Genomic DNA, 25,941 nt, shown 5'->3' on the forward strand with positions numbered 1-25,941 from the left:
GCATGACGCCTATCCTTTACGCGTCCGGCGGAAGGAGTTCTGGGCATAGTCGCCCAACCGTTCCAGACGGCGGTCCACCATGTCATAGAGGCTGCCGGGTGTGAACGTATCGTCCTTGCGGCGACGTCCCACGGGCAGACCCGTGAGCAGGGTCAGGGCCTCTTCGATACTGCGGACGGCATAGATGGCAAACTGTCCCTTTTCCACGGCCTGGAGCACATCCGGTGAGAGCATCAGGTGATCCACATTGTCGTGGGGGATGATGACCCCCTGACTGCCCGTGAGACCATGCCGTGCGCAGACCTTGAAGAAACCTTCGATCTTCCGCGTTACGCCGCCCACGGCCATGATCTGCCCGGAATGGCTGACCGCGCCCGTGAAGGCCAGGTCGAGCCGTACGGGCACATCGGCAAGGGCGGAGAGCAGGGCCACCAGCTCCGCACCGGAAGCGGAGTCGCCTTCGATACCGGCATAGCTTTGTTCAAAGTAGAGCGACCCGGCCAGAACAAGAGGCTTCTTGCGGGCAAAGAGGTTGGTCAGGTAGCTCTTGAGGATCATCATAGCCTTGGTATGGATGGGACCGCCCAGTTCGGCTTCCCGCTCCAGGTCGATGATGCCTTCATGGCCGACGCCCACGGTACAGGAGATGCGGTGGGGCAGGCCGAATTCAAAATCACCGTAGCCGGTGACCGACAGGCCGTTGACCTGACCGATGGCACTGCCCGAAGTACAGACTTTGATCATCTCGCGGTCGTACTCTTCCATGAAGATCTCTTCTACCAGATTGGCCCGGTAGGTGCGCGCCGCATAGGAACGCTCCATGATATCACCGGTGACGATCTCGGCGCCTTCCATGCCTGCCAGAGCGTCTCCTTCGATCATCTGTTCACGCAGCAGCGGGAACTTGAGCGACAGGCGGCGCTGATCCTCGCACAGATGCGAGCCCAGATCCACCAGCCAGGCCAGGGCCGTGCGGTCGAAGGGACGCAGGCCGGATTCTTCCGCGATGCGGGCGATGACCGACAGATAGAAACGGACGCCGGCGGCATTGCGGTCCATGCGTTCGGCCATTTGGGCCTTGATGCGGAACAGCTTGGCGAAACGGTCTTCATTAAGGACCAGGGCTTCGTACAGGTCTTCCGTACCGATAAGCACGACCTTGAGGTCCAGCTTCAGGGGCTCGGGGTTGATGCCCTTGGTGCGGATGGCGGCATCCGGGGTCTCCGCGCCGTCTTCGATGCGCAGAGAATTGGCCCGCAGGGCCCGCAGCAGACCTTCCCAGGCATTGGGATGCTGCAGCAGGTCTTCCGCCCGCAGGACGAGGAAGCCCCCGTTGGCCTTGTGCAGGCTCCCGGCCCGCACAAGGGTGAAGTCCGTCACCAGAGCGCCTAGCTCGGATTCCCGCTCGATGCAGCCCAGCAGGTTGGACGCGGTGGGATGGTCTTCCACCACGATGGGGGCACCGCTGAGCTGGCTGTTGTCCACGAAGACATTGACGTCATAGCGGTACAGCGGATCGCCCTGCGGCGGCAGGGGCGCATGGGGGACATCCGGGCCGGACTGGCCGGCCTCCCGGGGCAGGAAGGCTTCGGTGTTCTTCAAGATGTCCGCGCGCAGGCTGACAAAGTACTGTTCCAGGGCCTCGCTCTGGCAGGCCTTGAGCAGTTTTTTCTGGGCCGGGAGCAGCAGGGCGTCCAGCACCTGGGCCATGACGGTCTGTTCCAGGTTGCGCTCGTCGTCATGGAAGCTTTCCTCGGCCTTGCTCAACTGGCGCATGAAGCTGGCCATGCTCTGGACCAGGGTCTCCCCGCGCCGCTTGAGGGTCATGCGCAGGCTGTCGTCCAGATGCTCGAACTCTTCCTCGCTCAGCCGCTTGCCCTTGACCAGCGGATACAGGGTCAGGCTGCCGCCTTCGTCCATGTCAAGGTGGAAGCCCTTGTGCTGGGCCACGGAGGTCATCTTGCTCAGCAGGCCGCTGCGGACCTTCTGGAAGCTGTCCACCAGCCGGGCACGCTGTTTGACGAAGGGCGCGGCTTCGAAGCGGCGGGGCAGTTCATGCAGGATGGCGTCCACGGTGGAGGTCACGCACTGCTTGAACTTTTTGCCCTGACCGGCAGGCAGGGAAAGCAGGCGCGGCCGGTCGGGGTCATCGAAGTTGTGGACATAGACCAGATCCGGCGGCGTCGGCCGTTTGCGGGCCTGCGGGCCAAGATAGGAGAGCAGGGTATAACTGCGCCCCAGATTGGCATCGCCGGAGACATAGACATTGTAGCCACAGGCCCTGATGTTCAGGGCCATGTCCAGAGCCTGCATGGCGCGAGGCTGGAAAGCGTTGCGGCTGCCCGCCCCGTTGCGGGGCAAGGGGATCTCCCGGCTGTCCTGCCAGGGGATGCGTTCGGGATCGAACGTCGCGTGCAGTCGCGATGTGGGCAGAGGAAGGATCTTGGGCATCATTACTACCGGTTTTCAGCATACAGGCGGTCAAGGATATCCTTGCCGCCCTTGTCCAGAAGATGACGGGCCAGGGCAAAGCCCGTTTCGCGTGCCGTGGCGGCCGTTCCTTCCTGCTGTTCGCGCAGGATGACACTGCCGTCCACTTCGGCCACTAGGCCGTCCAGGATGAAGCGGTCGTCGTCCAGCATCTCCGCATGACCGGCGATGGGCACCTGACAGCCGCCGTCCAGGCCGGCCAGGAAACCTCGCTCGGCTTCCACGCAGATACGGGTGGGACGGTGTTCCATGCGGGACAGCAGTTCCAGCACCTCGCTGTCATCACCGCGGCATTCGATGCCCAGGGCCCCCTGGCCCACGGCGGGCACGAAGGTGGCCGCCTCGAAATGGTGCATGCGGTCCGCGGAAAGACCCAGACGCTTGAGCCCGGCGGAGGCCAGCACGATGGCGTCGTATTCGCCTTCCTTCATCTTGCGCAGGCGGGTATCCACATTGCCGCGCAGGGAAAGGATCTCCAGGTCGGGACGCAGATTGAGCAGCTGGGCCTGGCGGCGCAGGCTGCTGGTGCCCACGCGGGCCCCCTGGGGCAGTTCGTCCAGAGAGGCGTAGCGGTTGGAGAGCAGGCAGTCCACGCAGATCTCACGCTGGGGCACGCAGCCCAGGACGAGGCCCTCGGGCAGGACCATGGGCACGTCCTTGATGCTGTGCACGGCCAGGTCGGCGGAACCGTCCAGCAGGGCTTCCTCGATCTCCTTGACGAACAGGCCCTTGCCGCCCACCTTGGACAGGGGAACATCCAGGATGATGTCGCCGCGGGTCTTGATGACGCGCAGGCTGATGTTCAGGCCCGGTTCCAGGGACTCCAGGCAGGCTTTGACGTGTTCGGCCTGCCAAAGGGCCAGCTGACTGCCGCGGGTGGCGATGACGAGATTTTTGCGCATGGCGTCTCCTAGTGGCCGCAGGTGGCGCAGTTACCGCCGGAGCAGCCGGCGCAGCCGCCGGAAGAGGCGGGCATGGAAGGAGCGAAGGAGTCATCGCCGCCGTTACCGCCGCTGCAGTGGGCGCAGCGGGACATCAGCTTGCGGGTCTCGGCCGCGCCGCAATGGGGGCAGGCGGGCAGGTCATCGCCAAAGACAAGTTCCTCAAAATCCTTGCCGCATTTGGTGCAAGTGTATTCGTAGATGGGCATGGTCGTATAACCTCTTACTGCGGATCGACGGTCTGGATCGCCGTCACGTTTTCGAAAAGATAGTAATCCACCAGCCTGCAGACAAGATGGCCGGCGGCAAAAAGCAGTTCATGGACAAGGGAGGCAGGGGCCCCGGAAGCATCCGGGACATCGATTACGAGCCCGGGCAGGGACAAGCCCGCGACAGGGCGTCCGCAAAGAGTGATGCAGGACAGACCGGTCTCCTGCGCCAGTGCCAGTACGGGCTTCATGGTCGTCTGTGCTGCGTCGGGGAGGAAGGACAGGAGCGTATCCCCGGGCCGGGCCAGAGCCTCGAGTTGCCGCAGGGCCGCTCTGTCCGTCGTCTGGTCCCCTGTGCTCCCGGCCGGTATCAGGATGGCCGGCAGCGCCGGCCGGTCGAGATCGAGCCGGTCAAGCAAGGCCTGGGCTGCGGCGCGAGCACAAATGTCGCCGGCGCCTTCTCCCAGGACGAGGATCTTGCCGCCACGGGCAAGGCAGCGGGCCATGTGCAGGGCCGCCTTCTGCAAAAGAGGCGTTCTTTCTTGGAAAAAGACCTCGCGCAGGCGGGCGCCTGTCCGGCTGTATGTCGTTATGATGTCCTGCGCTGTCTGCATGGTGTCGTCCTGATGGCCTGCGGCCGTACCATTTTTAAGACAAAGCCACTGCCCTGACAAGATAAAAAGCCTCTTCCCACTTGCACTGCGCGCGCCTATAACGTAGAGAAAAAGGATGCAAAGCAAAGCCCGCCATATTCTCGTGGTCCGCAAGGCCAACAGTGACCGTGCGGCACGTCTCGAAGCTGAAATAGGTGCCTGGCTGCGCGCCAGGGGACACTCTGTCACGGCCATCAGCGGAGGGTTTGACGATCCCGCCTATGCTCTTCCCGATCTGGATTTTGCCGTTGTCCTGGGAGGGGACGGCACCATGCTGGGTGTGGCCCGTCGGGTGGCAGGCCGGGGCATCCCCCTGCTGGGCATCAATTTCGGCCGGGTCGGCTTTTTGGCCGACATCCAGCCGGAACAATGGGAGAAAGGCCTTGCCGATTCCCTGGCAGGCATCACTCCCGAGCGTACCTGCATGGCCCTGCAATGGAAAGTCGTACGTAATGAAAGCACGCTCGCCAAGGGTGTGGCCGTCAATGACGTCGTCCTCAGCCGGGCGGCCCTCTCGCGGCTCGTCAACATGGACATCGGCGTGGACGGGCAGGAAATGTGCCGTCTGCGCAGTGACGGCGTGATCATCTCCACCCCCATCGGCAGTTCGGGCTACAGCGTCTCCGCCGGAGGTCCGCTGCTGTACCCAAGCCTCAACTGCATGGTGTTCACGCCCATCTGTCCTTTCCTGAATACCATCCCCCCCATGGTCTTTCCCCATAAGACCCGTTTCTGCATCGACCTGCTGCCCGGTACCACCGAGACCTACATCACAGTGGACGGTCAGGAAGGCCTGCTGCTTCAGGTGGGGGACCGGGTGGAGGTGACGGGGCTGGAAGACGCCGTCTGCTTTGTGGGCAAAGAAATGCCGTTTTTTGAACGGTTGCGGACGCGCGGCTTCGTGACGGATATGGCATCGGGCGCCAAACAGAAGTGAGGCCCGCATGAATGGGAACGCGCCGCGCCGCATGGCTGATGTCCGGCTGGGAAAAGATGCCTGCTTCGACGCATGGCTGTATAATCTGTTCATCGACAACAACCTTGTCCATGACCTCAATCCGCACATCGTTGCCAGTCCTGAACAGCTGAAATTCATGGTGGCCGGCGGTCCCGGCAGCGTTTATCTTCCCTGTTCGGATGCCATGTTCGCCTTGCTGTGCGAGCCGACCATGCCCCGACGGCTGCAGAAAGAATACAATCGTGCCTGGCGCATCCTCGTGCGCCTTGTGCGATCCCTCGTGACGGACAGGATGCAGCGCCGGGCGCTGCTGCTGTTCTGTCGTTACCGCTTCCGCAGTGCGGTTGCCCAGCATACGCTTTTGCCGCCGCGTCTCATCAAGCGCATGACCAATATCGTCCTGGCCCAGGGGCTGGGCGATGGCGATCCCTGGCGGCAGCGCCGCCATGCGCTCAATATCCTGCAGCGCGAGATCCTGCGCTCGGAGAGCGTGCGTACCGCCCTTGAAGGCATGCCGGTAGCTCCGCTGCCGGATACGCTCGAAGCGGCCCGGGCCCGGCTGGATGCCTGCAGCCTGGTCCGTCATCTGTTCCTTTCCGCCTATACGCTGGAGCTGGAGGCCACCGTCCCCGACAGGATATTCCTGGAAGAGGAGTTCCATCGTGCGGAGCAGAAAGCCGTGGAGCTGGAAGGGTATCTGGATGAACTGGCCTCCCGGCCGCGGACCATCCTGTATCTGTGCGATGCCGACGGCGGGGTGGTCTTTGATCTGGCCGTGGTGCGCAAACTGCTGCGCATGCAGCATCGGGTCATTTTTGCCGTCAAGGAGGGTTTTTTCTTCTACGCACCTACCATGGACGACGTGGAAGAAGATCCCGTCCTGCGCGAAGAGCTGAAACAGGACTACATCGTCCGGGATGCCCACCTGAGCAAGAACCAGCTGTTGCGTCACCTGCGCGAGCACCGTCTGCTGGTCATCAGTGACGGGACACGTGAACGGCTTAATCTGTACCGGGTCTCCATCAGTTTTTCCCGTGCCTGGAAGGAGGCGGACCTTATCCTGGCCAAGGGCTGGCGCTCGGCCGACATGCTGCTGGGCACCAGCTGCGAGTTCACCCGCGACATCCTCTGTTACTGGCATGATGGCACGGACATGCATCTGGCCCTGCGGCGGCATGCGCCGGGGGTGAAGAAATTGACCGAGCAGGACGTGGCTGCCCATGCGGACAGCATCATCGCTCGTATGCGCGAGGCCCGTATGGGCGGTCGTACCGTTATGTTCTACAGCTGCATCATCGGCAGCATCCCCGGTGAGACCCAGACCGCCATCTCACTGGCACGGACCTTTGTGGGAGACTTACGCAAGCGTTTGGACAACGTCCTCATCGTGAATCCTGCCGAACATTTTGTGGAAGGCATGGACGGGGACGACCTGATGTTCATGTGGGAACGCGTGCAGCGGAGCGGCTTTATCGACGTCTGGCGTTTCCAGACATTTGCTGATATCGAAGAAAGCTTCCGGCTCATGGGACGCAAGGTCCCGCCCGTCTGGTCCGGCAAGGATGCCACTTTTTCTACCGGCTGCACCCAAGAAATGCGCATAGCCCTGGACGTGCAGCGGCAAAACAGGGAAATGCAGATCATCGGGCCCGATCCGGCCCGCTTTACACGGCGTGGCGAGTACGGCGTCGGCAAATATTTCGACGCGACCATCAGCCGTTCCTAACATCTGGTTCACGGAGTTTTTCATGCCTGCATATGAAGCCGTCATCGGCTTGGAAGTCCACGTACAACTGGCTACGGCCACCAAACTTTTCTGCTCCTGCCCCACCAGTTTCGGGCAGGCTCCCAACAGCAATGTCTGCGAAGTCTGCGGCGGCATGCCCGGTGCCCTGCCCATGCTCAACCGGCAGGCCGTGCACTATGCCTGCCTGGTGGGCCTTGCCACCAACTGCAGCATCCACCGCAATTCCATTTTCGCCCGCAAAAACTATTTTTATCCCGACCTGCCGTCCGGCTACCAGATCTCGCAGTTCGACCTGCCCATCTGCGAGCATGGCCATCTGACGGTCACGGTGGACGGTGCCGAAAAGCGCATCGGCATCACGCGCATCCATATGGAGAACGACGCGGGCAAGAACATCCACGCCCAGGGCGAGAACGTCAGCTATGTGGACCTTAACCGCGCCGGGACGCCGCTGGTGGAGATCGTTTCCGAGCCGGACATGCGTTCTTCCGCCGAGGCCGTGGCCTACCTCAAGGCCCTGTACGGCATCGTGACCTATCTGGGCGTCTGTGACGGCAACATGGAGGAGGGCAGCTTCCGCTGTGACGCCAACGTCTCCATCCGTCCCGTGGGCAGCACGACCTTCGGCACCCGTACCGAGCTTAAGAACCTGAACTCGTTCCGCAATGTGCAGCGGGCCATCGATTACGAGATCGCCCGCCAGCAGGATGCTCTGGCGGACGGGGAGGAGATCGTGCAGGAGACCCGCCTGTACGATGCCACGAAGAACATCACGGCTTCCATGCGCGGCAAGGAAGAAGCGCACGACTACCGTTACTTCCCTGATCCCGACCTGTTGCCCGTGACCATCACCGATGAGGAATTCAGCCGCTGGCAGCAGGAACTGCCCGAGCTGCCTGCCGCCCGCATGCAGCGCTTCATCGCCATGACGGGCCTGCCCGAACCCGAGGCGGAAGTGCTGGTGCAGAGCCGTGCCATGGCCGACTTTTTTGAAGCTGCGGCGGCCAAAGCCGATGCCCGCAAGGTGGCCAACTTCATCCTTGGCCCGCTGCTGCGCGAGCTCAACGCCCGCTCCCTGCATGTGCAGGATTGCGCCATGACTCCCGAAGCTCTGGCCGAGCTGGTCAGCATCGTGGACAAGGGCCTCATCAGTGCCAAGATCGCCAATGATATCTTTGCCGACCTGATGGAAAACGGCGCCATGCCCGAAGCCTACGTCAAGGAAAAGGGCCTGGTGCAGATCTCCGACAGCTCCGCGTTGGAAGCGGCCGTGGACAAGGTACTGGCCGACAATCCCGCCGAAGTGGAGGCTTTCCGTGGCGGCAAGACCAAGCTCATCAGCTTCTTTGTGGGCCAGGTCATGCGCGCGACCCGCGGCAAGGCCAACCCCGCGCTGGTCAATGAGCTGCTGGCCAAAAAGCTGGCTGGCTAGTCCGGGAGCATGAAAAGCTGCAAGGGGGCGCCTGGGGTGCCCCCTTATTTTTTTGAGCGCAGCTCCAATTTTATTAAAGTTATACTTTAAGAAATAGCGCGCCGGATCCGGAAGCCCTTTCATGGACAGAAAGCCCAAAATACGCTAGGCAAAAATCATGGCTTCATATTCATCTTCTCAGGAAAGGATCGATTTCGATGATCCTTTGCTGGCCAATCAGCTGTTTGGTCCCCGCAATGCCCATTTGGACCTGCTGGCCGCTGCCAGCGGTGCCCAGATAGGCAGCCGCGGTGCTTCTGTTTTTTTCTCCAGTCCGGACCATGCTGTCCTGCAGTGTCTGTACCGGCTTTTCGTGCAGCTCTATGACATGCTGCGCAACGGCATCAGCATCAGTCAGCAGGACATGTCCCGGGCCTATGCCATGCTGGCGGCCGATCCCGGGCTCAACCTGCGGCAGGTCTTCCAGGAGGCTGTCTTCGTCAATACGCCGCGCAAGACGGTGACGGCCCGCAATGTGGCCCAGAAGCAGTATCTGGATATCCTGCGTCGGAACGAGATGGTCTTTGCCGTGGGGCCTGCCGGTACGGGCAAGACCTATTTAGCGGTGGCCATGGCTATCTCCATGCTGCAGCAGCATCAGGTCAAGCGCATCGTGCTGACGCGTCCTGCTGTGGAAGCAGGGGAGCGCCTCGGCTTCCTGCCCGGTGATTTGGCGGATAAGGTCAATCCGTACCTGCGTCCCCTGTATGATGCCCTGCACGACATGGTGCCCCAGCCCAAGGTAGCATCCATGCTGGAAGTGGGGACCATCGAGGTTGCCCCCCTGGCCTTCATGCGTGGCCGTACTCTCAATGATGCCTTCATCATCCTGGACGAAGCCCAGAACACCACCCACGAGCAGATGAAGATGTTCCTGACCCGCATGGGCTTTGGATCGCGCGTGGTGGTCACGGGTGATACCTCGCAGATCGACCTGCCTGTCAACCCGTCTTCCGGGCGGGCCCGTTCGGGCCTCGTCCATGCCCTGGCCATCCTGGACAAGATCCCCGGTCTTGCCGTGCACCACTTCAGCAAGGCTGACGTGGTGCGCCATCCTCTGGTGGGAGCCATCGTCAATGCCTACGACAACGCCGAAAAAGACAGCTAGACCCTCCAGCATGGTGGCCCTGTGGCAGACGCTGAGAACGCGTCACCACTGCGGTCGCGGCCTGCTGGTATTGATCCTGACCCTGCTTTTCCTCTCGCTGCTGGCCGGTGCCAATCTGACACCGGAAAGCCGCGTCTATGTGGCGGGGCAGGTGGCGGACAGTGACGTCATCGCTGACCGCGACATCCTGGTGGAAGACGTACAGGCCAGCAAGGCCCGGCAGCGCCAGGTGCTCATGCTCCAGCCCTCGGTCTACGACCTGAGCATGCAGCCCTATGAGATGTTCCAGAACCGCATCCTGGGGATCCTGCATCATCTGAACGTGATGGCCGACCACAAGGGCTTGCAGAGCGTCAAACCTGTGCCGGAAGAAGCTGCTCCGGCGGCTCCCGAAGCGGAGGACAGCACGCCTACTGTCGGGCAGGCCGGGGAAGCCCCGGTCACGCCCGCTCCTGCCGCGCCTGTTGCCGCCCAGCGTCCTCTGCCCAGAGCCGATGAAGATCTGGCGGACCTTCCGAGAGGGGAGGCCTCTGTCCGCCGTCTGGTGGAAGAACTGACGCCCCGGGTGGCCGAAGAGGTGTTGCCCCAGCTGGCCTTGCCGGAAGTGCAGCAGTACCTCCTCAAGACCCTGATGCCGCTGATCCGGGATCGTCTGGCCGAAGGCCTCGTGGGCGACATCCGTTCCGCCAGAGCCGGACGGGCCGGGGTCGTCATCCGCAATCTCGACAACGGTTCGGAACTGCTGCGCCCCGAAGTGACCACGCTGCCCGATGTGCAGTCCTTCCTGGCCGAGATCTCGTCCCTGCTGCGGCAGGAAGATTCCCTCAATGCCCATTCCCGCCGGGCCATCAATATCCTGCTTTCCGCCACGGTCCCGGCGTCCCTGACGCTCAACCGCGAGACGACCCAGCGCCGCGGTGAGGCCGTGGTGGCCAATGTGGAGCCCGTCTTTTACCAGATCCAGAAAGGCGAGCTGGTGGTGCGCAAGGGGGACAGGGTGAGCCGCGAGCAGCAGCTCAAACTGCAGACCCTGTATAAGAGCGCTGCCGATCCCGTCCGCTGGGGCGTGGTACTGGGGGCCTTCCTGTTCTCCCTGATCCTGTCCATCGGCTTCTTCGTGGCGCCCAGCGGCAAGCCCGGAACGCCGCTGCGCTGCAAGGACATGCTGCTCATCTCGCTGGTGCTGTTCCTGTTCAGCGTGGGGGCCAAGGGGGCGTTCTGCCTTGCCACCCGTTTCGACAGCCTGACGCTGATGGCCAATTATGCCGTCGCCTTCCCCATCGCCGGGGGGGTGGGGCTGGTGGCCATGGTCTTTGCCGCCCGCCGCTACTGCACCATGAGCCTGCTGCTCTGTTTCTTTGCCATGCTCATGTTCCAGGCGGACTACACCTTCTTCCTGTATCATTTCCTGGGCGGCATGCTGGCCACCTGGCTGGTGACCAATGCCCAGACCAGACAGGACGTTGTCTGGAGCATCATTCCCCTGACGGTGGGACAGTCACTCATCTGGCTGGGCATGGCCCTGCTGGCGCAGATCTCGCCCAACGAGTTTCCCATGCAGCTGGGGGCCGTGGCCATCAACAGCCTTCTGTCCCTGATCCTGCTGTTCGCCGTCAGCCCCGTGCTGGAACTGGCCTTTGGCTACAGTACGCGTTTCCGACTCATGGAGCTTATGAGCCTTGAGCATCCCCTGATGCAGGAACTGATGGTGACCATCCCCGGCACCTATCATCACTCCCTGGTGGTGGCCAATATGGTGGAAGCCGGGGCTAAGGCCATCGGAGCCAACAGCCTGCTGTGCAAGGTGGCGGCCCTGTATCATGACGCGGGCAAACTGACCTATCCCGAATACTTCATCGAGAACCAGTTCGGCGGTCCCAACAAGCATGACAAGCTGGCCCCGTCCATGAGTGCGCTCATCATCACGTCCCACGTCAAGAAGGGCACGGAACTGGCCGAGCGCTACAAGCTGGGGCAGGAGATCATCGACATCATCCGCCAGCATCACGGGACCCGCGTCATCCGCTACTTCTATCAGAAGGCCATCAATATGGGCGAGCGGCCGCGCGAATCGGATTTCAGCTATCCCGGTCCCCGGCCCCAGACCAAGGAAGCCGCCATCCTCATGCTGGCAGACTCCGTGGAGGCCTCCAGCCGGACGCTGACGGATCCCACACCTGCCCGTATCAGGACGCACATCGATACCATCATCAAGGGCATCTTCTCCGAAGGCCAGCTCGACGAGTCCGAACTGACCTTCAAGGATCTGCATTACCTGAGTGAGAACTTCCAGCGCATCCTGACGGGCATCTTCCATCAGCGTATCGCCTATCCGCCGGCCAAGAACGAAGGCAAGCAGGAAGGCAAGGCTGCGGAAGCCAAAAACGCGGAAGCCCGCCCGGCCGAAAGCAAGGCCGAAGCCAAGGGGCACGAGAATGCCCCGGCTGCCAAAGAAACGGAAGAAAAAGCCGAGAACAGCCACAGCGGCCATCATCACGGCCGTGTGCATGACGCTGCCGCCGTCGAAACCGCGGAGAAGCTGGAAGCCGAACAGCTGGCCCGTACAGAACAGGCGGGGCGGGAATGATGGCTGTCCGGGTCATCGATCATTGTCCGGCGGGGGCCTGGCTGTTGCCTGTGCCCCCACGCCAGATAAGCAGGATACTGGATGTCCTGACCTCCGCAGCGCGGGAGGCCGGTTGTCCGCTGGGCCCTGTGGAAGCCCATCTGGTGGACGATGCCTGCATCGCCAGGGCCAATCAGCGCTACATGGGTTGCACAGGCCCGACCAATGTGCTGTCGTTCCCCGGTGATGAGAGCCTGCCGGGGGTGATGCTCCTTTCTCTCGATACGCTGAACAGGGAGTGCCTGCTTTACGGACAGGATCCGGCAGAGCATCTGTTGCGTCTGCTGGCGCATTCCGTGGGGCACCTGGCCGGGTATGACCACGGTGAAGAGATGGATGCCCTCTGCGACTGGTGCCGGAGCAGGGCCGAGGCGGAAGTCTGGAGCTAGGCCGACCTGCTGCCGACCAGGGCCTGGCAGTGCAGTTCCCGCAATTTGCGGGCGGATTCCGCTCCCTTGTTCTGCCATTGGGGCGGCAGCCCTATGGTGCGGAGGAGGGCCGTATCCTCCAGTGCCTTGCTGCTGATGTCCTGCTTGCTGTCGGCATCCACCACGCTCCAGAACTCCTTCATCAGGCCGCGCGTGGCCACTGTCCAGAGTACGTCCCGGCGTGTGCCGGGGCGCAAACGGTCATACAGCCCGGCCTTCATATGCAGCTCGCAGGCCAGCAGTCCTGCTTTTTCCTGTCGGACGGGCAGGTGCAGACGTTTGGCCAGAAGGCGTACCAGCGCCAGCCCTCGCTGCTCATGTCCGTAGTGGTGGGGTAGTTCTTCCTCAGGAGTCAGCAGTTTCCCCAGATCGTGGCAGAAGGCCATCCAGACGGCCAGGCTGTTGCCGGCCACGGCGTTCATGACCCGGACGGTATGCTGGAGCACCGAACCGCTGTGCCAGCGTACAGGCCCGGCGGGGATGCGGGCGATGGCTTCCAGTTCCGTGAACCACGGCCGCCAGAGGTGGAGCTGCTCCAGGACTTCCAGAAAGCGGCCGGGGCAGGGCAGGGCCAGAGCTTTGAGCAGCTCCCTGCCGACCCGCTCCGCCGGGATGGCCGCCAGGACGCTTTCCGGTACCTCCGCTGCCAGGCGGAGGCAATCGGGGTGCAGCTGCCAGTCCGGGTGACGGCAGGCAAAGCGGGCCAGCCGGAAAAGGCGCAGGGGATCCTTGCGGAAAGCATCGGGCGAGGCCGGACGCAGAAGCCTGCGCTCCAGATCATCCAGCGTCTTGGCATGGGCATGCACATGCCCGCCGGCATCCAGAGCCAGCGCATTGACGCTCAGGTCACGGGCGGCCAGATCCGCAGGCAGGCTCCCACCGCGAAGCGGCATGAACTCACAGCCGTGCCACAGACAGACCTGAACGCTTTTCCCCACGCGGGCGGCATCGGGATGCGTCGCCAGAAAGGCGGCATCGTCTCCGTCCACGGCATAATCCAGCTCAACCGGTGCCTGTCCCAGCAGGATGTCACGGACGGCACCGCCAACAAGGTAGGTCTTCATGACGACATCATGCCATAACGGGGCGCAGGAGCAAAGGGCCGGGCGGCCTGAGGTCTGGCGTTTCGGTGAGGTCTCGTCCGCACTGGATGTGGGGCATACCCTGGCCCGGCGCGGACTGTTGGCACCCTGGCAGAGCGTGCTGGTCAGCAGCCAGCGGCAGGGCAGGGGGCAGCTGCGCCGGAACTGGGTCTCGCCCGCCGGTAATATTTATGCGGCACTGCGGCTCCCCATGCAGGAACCGTTCGCCAGTTCCGCGGCCTCTACCGTGACCGGGGCCATGCTGGCGTCCGCTCTGGGAAAGCTGGGCTTTGCGGTACGTCTCAAATGGCCCAACGACCTCGCCGTACTGGATGGGGACACTCCCGCCAAGGTGGCAGGAATACTCCTGGAAGAAAGAGGGGGCGTTTTGCTGGCGGGCATCGGTATCAATGTGGCCTGGGCCCCGTCGGCCGAGACCTTGCGCGCAGGAGCCGCCATGCCCGCGAAGGCCCTTGTTTCGGGCCTAAAAAAATCACAAAAAATATTTCTTACCGCCGAGAGCCTATGGTATCAACTTGTAAACTGCCTGTTTTGCGAGTATAGTACCGGCGGTTCTCTAAAGAAAAACTGGAAGGATCTCGCCGAGAGCTTCCTGCTCTGGCGCGGGTCCTGCGTTTGTCTCGACGACGGCGATGAGGTCGTCGAGGGCATTCTGACAGGGCTGTGCCATGATGGAGGACTGTGCCTGTCGCGCAATGGCCGGCAGGAGGTTTTTTACAGCGGAAGCCTGCGTCTTTCGCATCATTACTAAAGGGCAAAAAGGCATGGCCAACAAATCCTTTGCAGACGTCCAGGAATTTCTCAAGGGCAAGGTGATCCTTGTCGCCAACCGTGGCATTCCCGCCCGCCGCATCTGTCGCTCCATCCGCGAACGCTTTGACGCCGTCGCTGCCATGACAGCCACCGATGTGGATAAAACTGCGCCGTCAGCATCCACTGCCAAGGAACTGATTCTGCTCGGACCCGATCCCCGCGCTTACCTGGATATTGACCGCATCATCGACAAAGCCCGCCAGCGCGGCGTGGTCGGTATCCATCCCGGCTGGGGCTTTGCCTCTGAGGACACCCGTTTCCCCCAGCGCTGCAAGGAGGCCGGTATCACCTTTATCGGTGCCACCGCTGAAGCCATGAACCTGCTGGGCAACAAAGTGCAGGCCCGCGCCGTGGCCCGCAAGCTGGGTATCCCCGTGGTGCCCGGTTCCGACGGGGCCGTGGATATCGCCACTGCCCGCCAGCTGATCTCCGAGATCGGCCTGCCCATCATGCTCAAGGCCGAAGGCGGCGGCGGTGGCCGCGGCATCTTCGCCATCCATAACGAAGCCGAGCTGGAAGACGCCTTCTTCAAGGCCTCCACCATGGCCCAGGCCTCTTTCGGCAACCCGCGCCTGTTCGTGGAAAAATTCCTGGCCGATGTGCGCCACATCGAGATCCAGGTCATCGCCGACATGTACGGCAATGTCTTTGCCTTTGACGAGCGCGACTGCACCGTGCAGCGCAACCACCAGAAGCTCGTCGAGATCACGCCTTCGCCCTGGCCGGGCATGACCCGCCAGCTGCGCGAACAGCTCAAGGACTACGCCCGTCGCCTGGTGCGCGCTGTGGGCTATCACTCTTTGGCCACGGTGGAATTCCTGGTCACGCCCGACGGCACGCCCTACATGATCGAAGTCAACACCCGCCTGCAGGTGGAACACGGCATCACCGAATGCCGTTACGGCATCGACCTGGTGGAAGAGCAGATTGCCGTGGCCTTTGGTGCGGAACTGCGCTACCGCGAAGAGAACCTGCGCCCCTCCTACTGTGCCATGCAGGTGCGTATCAACTGCGAGAACCCGCAGGAGAACTTCGCTCCCAATGCCGGTCTGATCACCCGTTACGTGTCGCCTGGCGGCCCCGGTGTGCGTCTGGACTCCAACATCAGCGCCGGTTATGAATTCCCGGCCAACTATGACTCGGCCGGTTCCCTGCTCATCGCCTATGCCCACGACTGGGAAAAGACCCTGGGCATCATGGACCGCGCCCTGAGCGAGTACATCATCGGCGGCATCAAGACCACCATCCCCTTCCACCGCCAGATCCTCAAGCATCCCCTGTTCCGCAAGGGCGAGATCAATACCAACTTCGTGGCCAACCATCCCGAGCTCATGCAGTACCGGGACGTGGCCCCCGAAAGCGAACGTCTGGCCCGTCTGGTGGCGGAGATCTCCGCCAAGGGCTACAACCCCCATGTGCAGCTTGGGGAATACCGTTCCGTCACCACGCCCCGCCTGGGCGCCTTCGATCCCGTGCTGCCGCCCATTTCCAGCCAGCTGCGCCGCCAGCCGTCTCCCTATCCCCAGGGCGACCGCCGCGCCCTGCTGGACTTCATCCGCGACAGCGGCTACGTGCACTTCACGGATACCACGCCGCGTGACTTCACCCAGTCCAACTCCGGCAACCGCTTCCGTCTGGCCGAAGACCGCCTGATCGGTCCCTATCTGGACAATGCCGGTTACTTCTCCATCGAGAACGGCGGTGGCGCCCACTTCCATGTGGCCATGCTGGCCAACATGACCTATCCCTTCTCCGAAGCGAAGGAGTGGAAGAGCTTCGCCCCCAAGACGCTCAAGCAGCTGCTGGTGCGCTCCACCAACGTGCTGGGCTACACGCCGCAGCCGCGCAACCTCATGCGCCTGACCGGCGAGATGATCTGCGATCACTACGAAGTGGTGCGTTGCTTCGACTTCCTGAACCATGTGGAGAACATGCGTCCCATCGCCGAAGTGGTCATGGATCGCAAGGACGTGGTCTTCCAGCCCGCCATCTCTCTTTCGTGGGCCAAGGGCTTCGACGTCAATCATTACTTGGGCGTGACCGAGAATATCCTGCGCATGATGGCCGATATCATGGGCGCCGATGAAAAGGCTGCTGCCCGCAGCATCATCCTCGGCCTCAAGGATATGGCCGGTGTCTGCCCGCCGCGCTTCATGACCGAGCTGGTGACGGCCCTGCGCAAGCGCTGGCCCGAACTGGTGCTGCACTATCACCGCCACTGCACCGACGGCCTGTTCATTCCCGCCTGCGGGGCCGCGGCTAAGGCCGGTGCCCACATCATCGACGTGGGTCTGGGCTCCGCTGTCCGCTCTTACGGGCAGGGCGACGTGCTGGCCACGGTGGCCTACATGGAAGACGAGCTGGGTTTGGAGTGCCATCTGAACAAGGATGCTATCCGCGACGCCAATTTCGTCTGCAAGCAGATCATGCCCTACTATGACCGCTACTGCTCGCCGTACTTCAAGGGCATCGACTACGATGTGACCCGTCACGGCATGCCTGGTGGTGCTACTTCCTCTTCGCAGGAAGGTGCCATGAAGCAGGGCTACATCCATCTGCTGCCCTACATGCTCAAGTTCCTGGAAGGGACCCGCCAGATCGTCCGTTATCACGACGTGACGCCCGGTTCCCAGATTACCTGGAATACCGCCTTCCTGGCGGTCACCGGGGCCTGGAAGCGCGGCGGCGAGGAGGAAGTCCGTTTCCTGCTCGAAGTGCTCAACGAAGTCACCCGTACGCCCGAATCCGAGCTGTCCAGCGAGATGCGCAAGGCCCGCCTGAACATCTACCAGGATTGCAACGACGCCTTCCGCAAGCTGCTGTTGGGCAAGTTCGGCCGTCTGCCGCTGGGCTTCCCTGCGGACTGGGTCTACGAAAGCGCCTTTGGCTCCGAGTGGAAGAGCGCCATCGCCAACCGTACGGAAGTCTCGCCTCTGGAAAGTCTGCCGGACGTGAACCTGGCCGCCGAAGAGGCTGCCTGCACCGAACTGTTGAAGCGCAAGCCCACCAAGGAAGAATTCGTCCTGTACCTGAACCATCCGGCCGATGCCCTCAAGACCATGCAGTTCCGCATGCAGTACGGCGATCCCAACAACCTGCCTCTGCATGTCTGGTTCGAAGGTCTCAAGCCCGGCCAGGACCTCTATTTCAATGACCGCAGCGGTAAGCCCCACCATCTGCTGCTGCTGAGCATCTCCCGTCCCAACGATGCCGGTGTCGTCATCTGCCGCTACGTGCTGGACTCCGAGATCATGAGCTGCGAAGTGCAGGTCGCCCAGCCCACGGGCCAGAAGGCCAAGGGCCTGACCATGGCGGATCCTGCCAACAAGTTCCATGTGGCTTCGCCCAGCAACGGCGACCTGTGGGTCATGTACGTCCACCCCGGCGACATCGTGAAGGCTGGCGAGGAACTGTTCAACGTGTCCATCATGAAGCAGGAAAAGGCTGTGCTGGCTCCTGTGGATGGTGTCGTGAAGCGCGTGCTGAAGACGGCCGACTTCAAGGAAAACAAGCAGATGGTATCTGTGCGCGAAGGCGAGCTGCTCGTCGAACTGGGCCCCGTGCCGCGTATTTGCAGCAACGAAGCCTGCGCACAGCCTATCCCCATGGACAATGTCTCCTTCTGTCCTTACTGCGGATCCCGCGTGATCTAGCCGTGTGGCGCATTTGCGCCGCATTGTGGACAGGATGTGCCTGCTAGGGTATGATGATTGCAATCAAAAGCTTTCTTTCCTGGTATAACGGAGGAAGTCATGGCCAAAACGGCTGCCACTAAGAAAGAGGAATCCCCGGAAGCTATCCGCAAAAAGTTGGTGCTGACCGGCGCCGACATCGTGGCGATCGGCGAAGAAGCCGAGCTGCTTGTGGGTGGCAAGAACTACAACACGGCCCTCATCAGCCAGATCGAAGGTATCCAGGCGCCTTATTTCCGCGCCATCTCTTCGCTCGCCTTCCACAGGGTGCTGGATGAGACCAAGGTTACCGGGCGTATCGTTCGCGCGGTCGTCGACCGCGAGTACGGCCGTATCGACTGGAATGATCCCGAAATCAACCAGGACCCCGACTTCCTGCAGAAGTTCGTCCGCCAGCTCGGCAAGCAGATCCATGACGCTGCCGCTGCGGAAGGGGACCAGTCCCACACCAAACTGCGCACCTTCATCAATACCATCGTGGAAGGCTTTGCTACTTCTCCCGAAGGTATCGACCAGCTGCGCAAACGCTCTGTGATGGTGCAGGCCGCCATCCTGTCCGTGGATCTTCCCCAGGACGTGGATGAGGCCGTGCGCGGTGCCTATCTCTCCATCTGCAACGAGAACGGTGACGACATGACCCCTGTGGCCGTGCGTTCCTCGGCTGCCGGTGAAGACTCCCGCAAAAAAGCCTTTGCCGGTCTGCAGGACACCTACCTCAACATGGTGGGCCCGGCCAAGGTCGTGGAAGCCTACCATTGGGACTGTGCTTCCGCGTACAACCTGCGCTCCATGACCTATCGCCGCGAGGCCATCCTCGATGCCATCGCCCGCGCTGAAGAGACCGGCGATGAAGCCATCGCTACCAACGCCAAGCAGGAATGGGCCATCGAGAACACCTCGCTTTCCGTCTGCATGATGCAGATGATCAACCCCGTGATCTCCGGTACGGCCTTCTCCGCCGATACTTCCACCGGTTGCCGCGGTACCTCCCGCAAGGACCTGGTCAGCATCGATACCAGCTACGGTCTGGGCGAAGCTGTGGTGGGCGGCAAGGTGACCCCCGACAAACTTTATGTCTTCCAGCGTGATGACGGCAGCGAAGTCGTCATCCGTCAGATGGGCTGCAAGGACATGAAGATCGTCTATGACGAACGTGGTGGTACCCGTGAAGTGCCCGTGCCCGAACTGGAGGCCCTGCGCTGGGCCCTGTCCCTGAGCCAGGCCGAGCGTGTGGCCAAGGGCGTGCGTGCCGTGAGCAAGGCTTACGGCGGCATGATCATGGACACGGAATTCTGCATCGACGCCAACGACAAACTGTGGTTTGTGCAGGCCCGCCCCGAGACCCGCTGGAACGAAGAGCTGGAACTGCATCCTACCACCATCTTCATGCGCCGTCGCGAAGTGGACGCCAAGGCTGCTGCCAATGCCGAAGTGCTGGTGGAAGGCAACGGCGCCTCCCGCGGTGCCGGTCACGGTACCGTGCGCTTCCTGCGTTCGGCCCTGGAACTGAACAAGGTCGCCAAGGGCGACGTGCTGGCCGCCGAACGTACCGACCCCGACATGGTGCCCGGCATGCGCGTGGCCTCCGCCATCATGGCCGACGTGGGTGGCGATACCAGCCACGCCGCCATCACCTCGCGTGAACTGGGTATCGCCGCCGTCATCGGCATCCAGCGTCTGGATGTGCTGCGCGCCCTGGATGGCGTGGAAGTGACCGTCGACGGTACCCGCGGCCGGGTGTACCGCGGTCTGCTGCCCCTGCGCGAAGTGGGCGGCGAAATGGACGTGGCCAAACTGCCCACCACCAAGACCAAGGTCGGTCTGGTGCTGGCGGACGTGGGCCAGGCCCTGTTCCTCTCCCGTCTGCGCGAGTTCCCGCAGTTCGAAGTGGGTCTGCTGCGTGCCGAGTTCATGCTGGGCAACATCAGCATCCATCCCCAGGCTCTGGAAGCCTTCGACAACGGCGAATTGGAAGACGTGGTGCAGGGCAAGCTCAAGGAACTGGAAGACAACCTTTCCAAGGTCCTGCGCGAGCAGATGGCTGCCGGTCTCATCGTGTTCAACTTCAACCTGCGTGAATACGTGGGCGAAGTGACCGGCCTCAATGCCGAAGTCTCCGCTCTGGTGGACGCCGACCGCAGCCTCAGCGCTGAAGAAGTGCTGCTGCAGCACCGCAAGATGCGTGAGCTCGACCACAAGATCGACCAGCATATGGAAATGGCTTCTCGCCGCCTGGAGATCCTCAAGACCTCCGTGGATCTGGCCGATCATGTGCGCATCATCATGGGCTACGACGACGAGCTGGCCCTGCTTTCGCCTTCCGATCCCGAATCGGCCAAGCGCATCGCCGAGATCGAAGCTTCGGTGGAAGAGCATGTGAAGCGCATCAAGGATCTGCCCGTGGTGACTTCTCTGCTGGGCAATATTGCCCGCCTGCGTGAAGAAGTGAGCCTGCGTGGCGGCCTGAAGAAGGAAATGGACGATGTGCGCGCTCTGCCCGAAAAGATCCGCGCCATCATCAAGTCCCGCGGTTTTCGTACCGGTAAGGAACACTATGTGCAGACGCTGGCCCAGAACCTGGCCCTGTTTGCCATGGCCTTCTACGGCAAGACCATCGTGTACCGTACCACGGACTTCAAGAGCAACGAATACCGCAACCTGCTGGGCGGCAACCTCTTCGAACATCACGAAGACAACCCCATGCTGGGTTACCGCGGTGTGTCCCGCAATATCCACGACTGGGAAATCGAAGCCTTCAAGCTGGCCCGCGGCGTGTACGGCGGTTCCAACCTGCAGATGATGCTGCCCTTCGTGCGTACCCTGGAAGAAGCCCGCTCCATGCGGACCTACCTGAGCCAGGTGCACAAGCTGACCAGCGGTCAGGACGGCCTGCGCATCATCCAGATGTCGGAAATCCCCTCCAACGCCATCCTGGCCAAGCAGTTCATCCAGGAATTCGACGGATTCTCCATCGGTTCCAACGACATGACCCAGATGGTGCTGGCCACGGACCGCGACAACGCGCGTCTGGGCCACATCTACGACGAAGAAGATCCCGCCGTGGTCTGGGCCATCCTGGTCAGCATCTTCACCGGCCAGAAGTACGGTAAGAAGGTGGGCTTCTGCGGTCAGGGTATCTCCAACAGCGTGATCCTGCGCGGTCTGGTGGCCATCGCCGGTATCGTCTCCGCTTCGGTGGTGCCGGATACCTACTTCCAGACCGTGTTCGACATCGCCGCTGTGGAAGCTGAGAACATCCCCACGTCCAAGCTGGGCGAATGGCTGGGCAAGCAGCATCATCAGCGTCTGGCCAAGCTGATGGAAGAGGCCGGTTACGGCCACATCCTGAAGAAGTACACGCTGCCCCAGGATATCCAGGAATGGTACGAAGGCGAACTGCAGCGTCGTCACGAACAGCTGCGTGAGCATCTGGATACCCCCAAGGAATCCTTCTACCGCACCGAGCTGGAAAGCTTCCGCTCCATGTTCCACAAGCCCGTCATCTACGCGACCTGGGATTGGAGCAGCACGGTGGAAGACGCCCTGCATCAGGCCGGCTTCGCTTCCTTCGAAGAGCAGGCTGCTGCCCTGGAAGAATACCGCAAGATCAAGTTCTAACCTGTACCGGTTCGCGAGTCGGTTCTGAGCCGGTTCGCGGATACGTTGATGATAAAGGGGGCGCCCAAAGCGCCCCCTTTTTTCTTTCAGGACTGTCGTGATCCTCCCGGCGATAGGGAAAGGTCTCATAGCTGCTTGTTTTGGAAAAACTTTCAAGAGAATAGGGGAGGGTACTTTACTTTGTATTCCTTCCTTCGTATGCTCAAAATATATCTGGTGTAGTATTTCTGGAGAGAATATGGATAGTTGGCGCATGCTTCTGTCTGGTCTGACCTGACGCTGTCTGTGGTGGGGCTGTATGTCCTTGTCGCCGCAGACGGTTTGCTGACGCCTATTTTCCGTCGCCTTTCTCCGGGCAAGCTCGCAACACCCCATCACTTCCGCGCAGTCTCGCGCGGTTTTTTTGTGCCCAACGGCAGGATGGCCTGCCGTTTTGCGACCATGGTGGTCGCATCATCACAAAAAGGGGGTTGCCCATGTTCGTTCCGTCCACCCTTCGCAGGCTGGCTTTGGCCGGCATCGCTGTGCTGGGTCTGTGTTCCATGTCTGTTGCCGCTGAACTGCCGGCCTTCAAGACTGGTTTCATCTTCACCACCCACCATTCCCCATTCCAGGTCGCAGCTTCACGCGGTGAGGCCTTCCGAAATCTGGGCGTCTATCTGAAACCTCTTGTGGAACGCGAAAGCTATGAGCTCATCAAGGACGGCAAACCCATTGCCATCCTCGATCTGGTCGTGGCCAAGAGCGGTTCCGAGACCGCCACGCTTTTTGCCCAGAAGCATCTGGATATGGGCATCGCCTCCATCACGGCCATCATGGCCGGCATCGACAAGGGGACGCCCATGAAGATCGTCTGCCCGCTGCAGACGGAAGGCATGGCGCTGGTGGTGCCCAAGGATTCTTCCCTGACCAGCTGGGAAAGCCTGCTGCAGCGGGTGAAGGACAGCAAGGAGCCCGTCAAGATCGGCTTCCATTCGCCTACCAGTGCTCCCAAGATCGTGCTGGAAGGCGCGCTGGTCAAAGCCGGGCTCAAGGTGACGCTTGATCCTTCGGACAGCAAGGCGGATGTCCTGCTGGTGGACCTGAAAGAGACCAGTAACCTGCTGGCCTCCCTGACCGCCGGACAGGTGGAAGCTGTTGTCGGTCCTTCGCCCTTCCCCGAAGTGGCCCAGACGCGCGGCATCGGCAAGGTGCTGGTCAATCTGGGCGAACTGCCTCCCGCCGGGCAGTGGGCCAACTTCCCCTGCTGTGTGGGGGTGGCCTCTGAAGAAATGATCGCCAAGCATCCTGAAGTGGTCCGGGCTTTCGTGGCCCTGATCTCCCGCGTGGGGGCCTGGTGCAATGCCCATCCCCAGCAGGCCGGTGAGATCGCCGCCCAGTGGATTGGTCTGCCGCCCGAGGCCGGGCGGAAGTCCAGCCTTGTGTTCCTGGGAAGCTTCAATGACAGCTGGCTGCGCGGCGCGGATACCTATCTGCGTATCCTGGACAGCATGAACAAGTTCAGCGGCAGCTTGCGTCACAAGACCATGGAACAGGCCCGCCCCCTGCTGATCAACGATTCGTTCCTTGATACCGGAAAATAGCCGGATCTCTCTGTAACCGCGTTCCTTTTCCTGCGGCAGAGGATGAGCCTCTGCCGCAGGCCACTCATTGCTTGCAGGTCGACTATGCCGGGACGAATCATCTTTTGGGCGGCGCCTCTTCTGGTGCCTGTGCTCTTCTTTATCGTATGGGAATCCATGGCGACGCTGGTGGGCAACAGCCTTATCCTTCCTCCGCTGGAGGAGATCGGGGCCCTGCTGGCGCACCCGCTGGACAATGTCATCGCCATGGGCACGCTGGCAGGCAATATCGGCATCAGTCTGGTGCGGGTCCTCTGTGGGTATGCGGCAGCCGTGCTGCTGGGAGTGCCTTTGGGGGTGGCCATGGGCTATTATGCTGGCCTGCATCGCCTGCTCAATCTTTTTCTGGGCATGTTTCGCCCCATCCCGCCTCTGGCCTGGGTACCGCTGGTGCTGGCCTGGTTCGGCGTCAGCAGTCTGGCAACGGCCATAGGCCTGCCGCGAAGCGAATTATACTATTATCTTAATAATTTAAAGATATCCATGTTGTTCATCATCTTCATCGGCGCATTATTTCCTATCCTGACTAGTGCCGTGCATGGTGTGCAGACGGTCAACCGCACACTGGTGGATTCGGCCCGGGTTCTGGGGGCGTCCGAACGGGATATCTTCACCAAGATCCTGCTGCCCGCCGCGGCTCCGTCCATCGTCAATGGCCTGCGCATAGGCCTCGGGGTAGCGTGGATGTGTCTGGTTTCCGCGGAGATGCTGCCCGGCAGCCTTTCCGGGGTGGGCTATCTGATCACACACGCCTATACCGTGGGACGTACGGATGTGGTCATTGCCGGCATGATCAGCATCAGTGTGGTGGGAGCCTTGCTGGACATGGCTTTTCAGTGGATAGAGCGACGCAAGTATGCGTGGAAACAATTTTCCCGGTAGGCGCGTATGACGGAAAGTGTGCTTTCTGCCCGAAAGGTGCGCAAGCGCTTTCGCTTGCGTGAAGGTGAAGTGCTGGCCCTGAAGGGACTGGATCTGGATGTGCGGGAGAATGAATTCATCTGCATCGTGGGGCCCAGCGGTTGCGGCAAATCGACGTTTTTACGCATGGCTGCCGGACTTGAGCCCGTCAGTGAAGGTGAGATCCTGTACCGGGGCCAGCCGGTGAAGACTCCGCGCCGTGAAGTGGGCATGGTGTTCCAGGAATATTCCCTGCTGCCCTGGCGCACGGTGGAAGACAATGTGGCTCTGGGCCTTGAATTTGCCGGGAAAGGCCGCGAAGAACGTCGCAAGGTGGCGCGCGAATATCTGGAGCTGGTGGATCTTTCCGCTTTTGCCCGCGCCATGCCCCATGAACTTTCCGGCGGTATGCGGCAGCGCGTGGCCATAGCGCGGGCCCTGGCCAACAGGCCTGACGTGCTGCTGATGGATGAACCGTTCGGGGCGCTGGATGCGCATACCCGTATCCTGCTGCAACGGGAGCTGCTGCGCATCTGGCAGCATCACAAGACCACCATCCTTTTCGTGACCCACGGGGTGGACGAGGCCGTATATCTGGCTGACAGGGTCGTGGTCATGTCGGCGCGTCCGGGAACGGTCCGCGCTGTCGTGCCGGTGGACATCCCCCGGCCCCGCCACCGTGGGGATCCTGAGTATGCGCGCCTGACGGCTTCCATCCTGGAAATGCTGGATACAAGTGCCGGGGCCGTGCGCGATGAGCGAAAAAATGATGCGGGAGGCTGTCCATGCCGGTAGCTGGAGTGGATGTGGGCTCTGTGGCCGCCAAGGCCGTAGTGCTGGACGAGGGAAAAAAGATCGTTCTTGGGCGGGCCGTTCTGCCCACCGGCTGGAACAGCCGTGAATCCGGGGAACAAGTGCTGCAGGCCGCCTGCCGTGCCGCGGGAGTGGAGCCGGCAGCCCTGCGGCGTGTGGTCGGCACGGGCTATGGCCGTGTGGCCTTGCCCTTTGCCGACAAGGTCGTGACCGAGATCTCCTGCCATGCGCGCGGTGCCTCCTGGCTTTTTCCTGCCACGGGCGTGGTACTGGATATCGGCGGACAAGACAGCAAGGTCATCGCCGTGGAAGACGGCGCCGTGCAAGATTTTGTCATGAATGACAAATGCGCGGCCGGGACAGGACGTTTTTTGCAGGTCTTGTCCGGCATCCTGGGCATGGAGCTGCCGGAGCTGGGGCAGGCCGCCGCCACCGGCAACCCCGTATCCATATCCAGCATGTGCGCCGTTTTCGCGGAGACCGAGATCATCGGGCTGCTGGCGCAGGGGACGGCTCCGGCCGATATCGCTGCCGGGGTGTTCTTGTCCATCGCACGCCGTATGCGGGGGCTGGCTGCACGTATCCCGCTGAGGGGAGAGTGCACCTTTACCGGAGGGCTGGCGATCAGTCCGGCATTCAGCGAACTGCTTGCGGCAGAACTTGGAGTGCCGGTCAATGTCCCTGACGATCCCCAGACTGTGGGAGCTTTGGGCGCGGCCCTTGTGGCGGCTCGCTGATAACGTAACGAC

At 61.8% G+C, this 25,941-nt stretch carries 18 protein-coding genes; 13 read left to right on the top strand and 5 right to left on the bottom strand.

All coding sequences use genetic code 11. The annotated features are described in order from the left end of the window. Positions 1 to 9: 9 nt before the first annotated feature. The 4 genes from ACQRBR_RS00060 to ACQRBR_RS00075 are packed head-to-tail and all read right to left on the bottom strand — an operon-like array spanning position 10 to position 4,254. Positions 10 to 2,451: a Lon protease family protein gene (locus tag ACQRBR_RS00060; RefSeq protein ID WP_168936068.1), complete on the bottom strand. Its 2,442-nt coding sequence runs from the start codon at positions 2,449 to 2,451 to the stop codon at positions 10 to 12. A gap of 5 nt (positions 2,452 to 2,456) precedes the next feature. Next, a complete protein-coding gene (gene hemC, locus ACQRBR_RS00065; RefSeq protein ID WP_427811949.1) occupies positions 2,457 to 3,392 on the bottom strand; it encodes a hydroxymethylbilane synthase in 936 nt (311 codons plus the stop codon). An 8-nt stretch (positions 3,393 to 3,400) separates the two neighbouring features. Next, the gene (locus tag ACQRBR_RS00070; RefSeq protein ID WP_006006004.1) at positions 3,401 to 3,640 is read right to left on the bottom strand and encodes an FmdB family zinc ribbon protein; all 240 of its coding nucleotides are present in this window, start codon (positions 3,638 to 3,640) and stop codon (positions 3,401 to 3,403) included. 14 nt (positions 3,641 to 3,654) lie between these two features. After that, on the bottom strand, positions 3,655 to 4,254 hold the full coding sequence (locus ACQRBR_RS00075; protein WP_427811950.1) for an SIS domain-containing protein: 600 nt from the start codon (positions 4,252 to 4,254) through the stop codon (positions 3,655 to 3,657). A 115-nt stretch (positions 4,255 to 4,369) separates the two neighbouring features. On the opposite strand from ACQRBR_RS00075, the gene ACQRBR_RS00080 reads away from it, so the two are divergent. The 6 genes from ACQRBR_RS00080 (at position 4,370) to ybeY (ending at position 12,592) form a co-directional block, all read left to right on the top strand. After that, positions 4,370 to 5,230: an NAD(+)/NADH kinase gene (locus tag ACQRBR_RS00080; protein ID WP_303880120.1), complete on the top strand. Its 861-nt coding sequence runs from the start codon at positions 4,370 to 4,372 to the stop codon at positions 5,228 to 5,230. Between the two features lie 7 nt (positions 5,231 to 5,237). After that, complete coding sequence (locus tag ACQRBR_RS00085; RefSeq protein WP_303880113.1) at positions 5,238 to 6,977, top strand: ARMT1-like domain-containing protein; 1,740 nt, start codon at positions 5,238 to 5,240, stop codon at positions 6,975 to 6,977. Between the two features lie 22 nt (positions 6,978 to 6,999). Then, complete coding sequence (gene gatB / locus ACQRBR_RS00090; protein ID WP_006005996.1) at positions 7,000 to 8,430, top strand: Asp-tRNA(Asn)/Glu-tRNA(Gln) amidotransferase subunit GatB; 1,431 nt, start codon at positions 7,000 to 7,002, stop codon at positions 8,428 to 8,430. A 157-nt stretch (positions 8,431 to 8,587) separates the two neighbouring features. Continuing rightward, the gene (locus tag ACQRBR_RS00095) at positions 8,588 to 9,577 is read left to right on the top strand and encodes a PhoH family protein (RefSeq protein ID WP_168936073.1); all 990 of its coding nucleotides are present in this window, start codon (positions 8,588 to 8,590) and stop codon (positions 9,575 to 9,577) included. After that, positions 9,546 to 12,164, top strand: a complete 2,619-nt coding sequence (locus ACQRBR_RS00100) for an HD family phosphohydrolase (RefSeq protein ID WP_427811951.1) — start codon at positions 9,546 to 9,548, stop codon at positions 12,162 to 12,164. Before ACQRBR_RS00095 ends, ACQRBR_RS00100 begins: the two co-directional genes overlap by 32 nt. Continuing rightward, positions 12,161 to 12,592 (top strand): rRNA maturation RNase YbeY, encoded by a 432-nt coding sequence (ybeY, locus tag ACQRBR_RS00105; RefSeq protein WP_427811952.1) that lies wholly within the window; start codon positions 12,161 to 12,163, stop codon positions 12,590 to 12,592. The genes ACQRBR_RS00100 and ybeY overlap by 4 nt, the downstream gene beginning before the upstream one ends. Here ybeY and ACQRBR_RS00110 read toward each other — a convergent pair. After that, entirely contained in the window at positions 12,589 to 13,695 is a 1,107-nt protein-coding gene (locus ACQRBR_RS00110; protein ID WP_427811953.1) for a polynucleotide adenylyltransferase, read from the bottom strand. The genes ybeY and ACQRBR_RS00110 overlap by 4 nt on opposite strands. A gap of 136 nt (positions 13,696 to 13,831) precedes the next feature. Between ACQRBR_RS00110 and ACQRBR_RS00115 the strand changes: the two genes are divergently transcribed. The 7 genes from ACQRBR_RS00115 to ACQRBR_RS00145 all read left to right on the top strand — a co-directional run bounded on the left by ACQRBR_RS00115 (position 13,832) and on the right by ACQRBR_RS00145 (position 25,929). Next, positions 13,832 to 14,485 (top strand): biotin--[acetyl-CoA-carboxylase] ligase, encoded by a 654-nt coding sequence (locus tag ACQRBR_RS00115; protein ID WP_427811954.1) that lies wholly within the window; start codon positions 13,832 to 13,834, stop codon positions 14,483 to 14,485. A gap of 13 nt (positions 14,486 to 14,498) precedes the next feature. Next, complete coding sequence (locus tag ACQRBR_RS00120; RefSeq protein ID WP_427811955.1) at positions 14,499 to 18,200, top strand: pyruvate carboxylase; 3,702 nt, start codon at positions 14,499 to 14,501, stop codon at positions 18,198 to 18,200. Between the two features lie 99 nt (positions 18,201 to 18,299). Further along, positions 18,300 to 21,857, top strand: coding sequence for a PEP/pyruvate-binding domain-containing protein (locus ACQRBR_RS00125; RefSeq protein WP_303880103.1), 3,558 nt, complete (start codon positions 18,300 to 18,302; stop codon positions 21,855 to 21,857). 476 nt (positions 21,858 to 22,333) lie between these two features. Then, a complete protein-coding gene (locus ACQRBR_RS00130; RefSeq protein ID WP_427811956.1) occupies positions 22,334 to 23,440 on the top strand; it encodes an ABC transporter substrate-binding protein in 1,107 nt (368 codons plus the stop codon). Positions 23,441 to 23,524: 84 nt separating this feature from the next. Further along, positions 23,525 to 24,361 carry an ABC transporter permease gene (locus tag ACQRBR_RS00135; RefSeq protein WP_303880101.1) on the top strand — a complete coding sequence of 279 codons (837 nt, stop codon included), beginning with the start codon at positions 23,525 to 23,527 and terminating at the stop codon, positions 24,359 to 24,361. Positions 24,362 to 24,367: 6 nt separating this feature from the next. Further along, on the top strand, positions 24,368 to 25,174 hold the full coding sequence (locus tag ACQRBR_RS00140; RefSeq protein WP_427811957.1) for an ABC transporter ATP-binding protein: 807 nt from the start codon (positions 24,368 to 24,370) through the stop codon (positions 25,172 to 25,174). Beyond that, positions 25,165 to 25,929, top strand: a complete 765-nt coding sequence (locus tag ACQRBR_RS00145) for an acyl-CoA dehydratase activase (protein ID WP_427811958.1) — start codon at positions 25,165 to 25,167, stop codon at positions 25,927 to 25,929. Before ACQRBR_RS00140 ends, ACQRBR_RS00145 begins: the two co-directional genes overlap by 10 nt. Positions 25,930 to 25,941: the final 12 nt, after the last annotated feature.

It is taken from the genome of Desulfovibrio sp. SGI.133 (assembly GCF_050313955.1).
GTDB lineage: Bacteria > Desulfobacterota > Desulfovibrionia > Desulfovibrionales > Desulfovibrionaceae > Desulfovibrio.